Below are 4,479 nucleotides of genomic sequence, written 5' to 3' on the forward strand. Positions count from 1 at the left end.
TTTGACTTTCCCAAGCTACACAAATTTGGTGATTTTGAGCCAACATTCTCATGAAACTACTGCTCGCTCGAACTCTCTATCGATTTATGAATGATTTACGATCGCTATATTTATTGATTTTTTGTTTTCCTTCCTTAGATGTCTTAAAATTAGTAGGTGCTTTATTAGGAGGTTTCCCTATTGCAGTGTAAAGATTAGTAAGAGAAACTTGTTTATTCTCAATTGTTATTTCAATTCCATTAGAAATTAAGTTTGCCATAATTACACCAGGATTTTGAATTACTTAAATTTTGATCTTTGCTGCTCCATCATCAATCAACTGTTTTACATCTTTATCAACTGGATTATCTAGGGGTAGATAGGCACCTAGGATGCAGCGATCGCACATAGTCATGGCTTTAATTTCATTCTTTTGGTAAATTTGGATCTTCGCGACAAGTCGAGAGTGGTAATGCTTCACCGCCTTGAATCGTGATAATCCTCATCCGACTGCTATCTACAACAACATTTAAACAAGCACAGTTATATCCGTGATTGCCATTGGTTAAAACAACTTCTTTCCCATCAGAGATGGAAATGGTATCCATTCCTTTAGGTGGAGATTTACCTTGCTGTGAGATAGTCCAAGTGCCATCTCTGTCTTTTAAATACCAATTTTTAGGTGTGGGATTTTGCAACCATCCACACCTAGTTTCTGTAGCCTTAACAGGCAAAGCTATGACAGAAATAAAGGAGATGATAGCCAGCATAAGCAAGCTTCTTTTCATAACTCTAATCATTTCATCACCTCTTTGGTAAAGTATCACTACAACCAGCTTCTTTAAATTGTTGAAGCAACCGATTTCTATCCGCTGGGGGAAGGGAACTCATTAATTTAGCTGGAGTGACTAGCGGTTTAGGCCAAGCGTATACGAGCATACCAGCTTCATTATTTCTAATCTGAATAAAAACGACTCCTAAATAGTTGCCTTGTTGAATGAGACTCGCGAAATTAGTGGTTTTGATGGATTTTCCAGAGATAGTTCCTTGAGCAAAACTTATCCCCATGTCATTTTCTGTGGGAATAAAAGTTTCTATAATACAAACTTTACCTTTAAGAGTTGAAGGGTAAATATTTTGAGTTTCTTCTAGTGCCGTCCATTGACCGAGAAAAGGTGCTACATCAGGATTAACTGGCAACCAAGCTCTAACAAACGTTTTCAATTCCTGAGTCTCCGTTTCATTACGGCGGTCTCGAATATAAAAATCACGATTCCCCGGCGACGGCGAAGCCACAAAATTGCGAAACCGATTCATTAATTGCTGCAATTCATTCTCAGTTGGGTATCGTTTAGATTGTTGTGCAATAATTGGTAAACAGGAACCAAAAATTATTAAATTGACCATCAAGGCTACTAGCCGGCATTTTCTCATAAGTAATACTCTCAAGTTCTGTTAACCCTTAATTTACCCGCAAATCAGCACATCTCCTCCTTGCTCGTAAAACCTATGTATAAACCACCACTCCCACCACCCCAACTCGATCGCACGCCAATCACCTCCGATCGCACTGTGCTAAATAAAACATACGCGATCGGCAAAAAAGCAGAGCGTCACAATTTGGCAAAACTAATGACCTGTGCGATTATATTACTGCCTGCAAACCTAGCTTTTTCTGCTTCTACTTACTTAGGTAGCGAACTTAGTGCTGAGGCTGACAGCGCTAAATTTACTCAAAAGGTTAACATCATCCTGGCTCAAAATAGCACCCAGGTTCCGCTGAGCATTCGGTATGGTGGGACAGAAGCTAGGGGAGGCTTTGTCCTCATGCGACTTACTGCACCGAATCGAGATACAACTCAACCGGCTTACGGTGGCAAGCTTGGTCTCTACGATGTTCATCTTGCCAAAATGTTTGAAACTTCCCATTTTTTGTGCCAGCAGTTTAGAGGCGTTCCCGGTTATGAATGGGTTTATTCAGCAGGTAATGGAAGTATTCGCATGGGAAACTTTAGAATTCCCTGTAGTTTAGCTAGCGAAACGGCTTCAACTTACGGCTTAGGTAAGCCAGAACGCACAAGCATTGCCAAAGATACCGAGGGCGGCCCTCCTGAATCAGATGTCTATTCTATTCCGATTTTAGACATCACCGGTTCTAAGGTTCAGCGGTGGATGAATTTTGTGCAAAATTTTAAACCAACTAGCAGGGATATGTAGCCACCTGCGAGACTAAACGCTCAAACCTGCAATAAGCGTCATTTCTCAGCGTTCGACCGATCGCAACTCGACTCATCTGGCCAAATGTCTCACGCCGAAGTCCAGGATTGTTTGCAACTATAATGGAATTGATGGCTCACTCTCAGAAGACTCAGGCTAAAATCTAGGATTAAGGTGAGGACACGCATCAAATAGGCTCTTTTTCATTCTTCCTTCTTCCTTATGTCTCTCAATGTGCGTCAAGCGAAGCTATCCCGAAGAAAATCGCCCCGTCCCAAACCCCGGCTGAGGCAAGTTTTAATTAGACTTGCCATCGCCGTAATTGCTGCTATTATCGCCTTCAACCTTCCTCACTCTTTAATTCCAGTGTTTAAAGAATCCGTATCCCAAGCAGCGCCGGCACCAGAAATCCAGAACTTGCTCGCCGGCAAGCGCAAAATTGTGATAGTGGGCGACAGCATCACCGAGGCAGGTAAATACCCCGGAGGTTACGTTTGGCTGCTGCAACGCTATCTGAATGCCCTTTATCCCGATCGCACCATCGAAATCGTCAACGCGGGGATCGGCGGTAACAAATCGACTGATATGCAAGCGCGCTTCCAGAAAGATGCGATCGACCAAAAGCCAGGTTTAGTGATGATTAATGTCGGAGTCAACGACGTTTGGAACGCTTTCTTCGACTTCCCAAACAATCAGTTTTATCCGGAAGGCAACTGGTCCGCGGGAGTGCAAGTGGCAGAATATCGGGAGAAAATAACTCAAATGGTGCTGGCCGCCAAAGCCGCAGGAATTCGAGTTGTACTGCTTTCTCCTACTCTGATAGGGGAAAGTATCGACGGCCCAGAAAATCGCAGGTTGCAACAGTATGTTGCCGCGATGCGAGAAATTGCGTTAGAGAATCAGTGCTTGTTTATTGATTTGAATACGCCTTTTCGGGAAGTTATTGGCACGTATCAAAAGCACGCGGGCAAGACTCTGAATTTGTTGGCTGCAGATGGAGTTCACCCGAATCCGTCGGGGTATCAAATTATGGCTTTTACTATTTTGCGAGGTTTGGGAGTACCCTCAAATGATATTGAGAATTTAGAAGTCAAAAAGTGAATCTTTGAATTTAGTTGATTGTTGACGGTTGGCTGTTGACTGTTGACTGTTAATTGAAAGTCTCCAGGGTAAAATCCCGCTGATTTCTCTCTGGACTTAATCTTTCAAATCTCAAATCTCAAATCATTCAATTGGCGGATGATACCGCTTCAACCAACAACTACCGATAATCACCAACGCCACCACAACAATAATTTCCGTCCAAAAAAAAGAAAGGAAATCGCTTGCAGTTCCCACCGGAGGCACCCCCGGCTGAGCATTGCGAATCGCGGGAAAAGCAAACAGCATGACAGCAGTCCAACTCAGCATTCCCACTTCCGGCAACTTGCCTGATTTCATCACTTTCAATGCTAGCAAAAATGCCATTATTGACAACACCCACATGATCACAATAATCACTAAGGCAAAGAATTTGACCGGGAGCGATCGAGTTGCAGAAACATCAATATAAATAAAGATAGATGAATTCTCCTCCATCGGCTTATAACTGATGTCGAAACCTGGAACGTCGGCATTAAACTTAAATTCCAGCGGCACGGGATTCAGTTCAAATGGAGCAAACTTTTTACCGATCGAAGGCAGCGGGTCAATGGAAATAGCTACTTTAGCAATGTGCCTATCAAACGGGTAATTGTTAATTTTTCCTTTGACTAAGTTAAACTTCAATGCAGGGACAATCATCGGTTTGCCTTCTTTAAAGGTAATTTCCGAATCCTGTACATTTGCGCCGTTAACTGTCATTAACAAGTCTTGAGCCGGGTAAGTTGGCCCTTTTTTATAGATACCTTTGAGTTCAAACTGCAAGCGGGCTTCTAGTTCGTTTTTAATGGGATCGACGGCAATTAATGTCATTTTGACCTCAACCAACCCTTTGGACGCTACAGTGCTTTCTGGAGATGGATTGTAAGGCTCTTGAGCGTTAGCATTGTGAGAGTAAATAGATAAGATGATTGCGAAAATTGCGAGGAAAGTGCAAATTAAAATAAGTATTTTTTTTAAATTAAATGTGTTGATAGTTGGCATTTATTATGATATTTTTCATCTTGAATAGTTGTTAGCACTCCCGGCAATCCGCCAGGGGTCTCAACCCCTGGCTCATAGCGAAAGTCGGTTGAAACTGAGATCTTGCACCATTCTCAATTAGCCATACGGCCAACCACTAACAGTGATGTCAAAACCCTG

Annotated in this window: 5 protein-coding genes; 2 read left to right on the top strand and 3 right to left on the bottom strand. The window is 42.5% G+C overall.

The genetic code is table 11. From position 1 onward, the window contains the following. Positions 1–404: 404 nt before the first annotated feature. Positions 405–779: a DUF4087 domain-containing protein gene (locus QUA45_RS27990; protein ID WP_333223139.1), complete on the bottom strand. Its 375-nt coding sequence runs from the start codon at positions 777–779 to the stop codon at positions 405–407. Between the two features lie 4 nt (positions 780–783). Continuing rightward, entirely contained in the window at positions 784–1,296 is a 513-nt protein-coding gene (locus QUA45_RS27995; protein WP_333223141.1) for a hypothetical protein, read from the bottom strand. 192 nt (positions 1,297–1,488) lie between these two features. Between QUA45_RS27995 and QUA45_RS28000 the strand changes: the two genes are divergently transcribed. Both QUA45_RS28000 and QUA45_RS28005 read left to right on the top strand, forming a co-directional pair. Continuing rightward, positions 1,489–2,196: a hypothetical protein gene (locus QUA45_RS28000; protein WP_333100522.1), complete on the top strand. Its 708-nt coding sequence runs from the start codon at positions 1,489–1,491 to the stop codon at positions 2,194–2,196. 222 nt (positions 2,197–2,418) lie between these two features. Next, a complete protein-coding gene (locus tag QUA45_RS28005; RefSeq protein ID WP_333100523.1) occupies positions 2,419–3,297 on the top strand; it encodes an SGNH/GDSL hydrolase family protein in 879 nt (292 codons plus the stop codon). A gap of 123 nt (positions 3,298–3,420) precedes the next feature. Here QUA45_RS28005 and QUA45_RS28010 read toward each other — a convergent pair whose 3' ends face one another. Beyond that, positions 3,421–4,320 (bottom strand): DUF4436 family protein, encoded by a 900-nt coding sequence (locus tag QUA45_RS28010; RefSeq protein WP_333100524.1) that lies wholly within the window; start codon positions 4,318–4,320, stop codon positions 3,421–3,423. Positions 4,321–4,479 lie beyond the last annotated feature (159 nt).

The organism is Microcoleus sp. Pol12A5, assembly GCF_036701435.1.
Lineage (GTDB): Bacteria > Cyanobacteriota > Cyanobacteriia > Cyanobacteriales > Microcoleaceae > Microcoleus.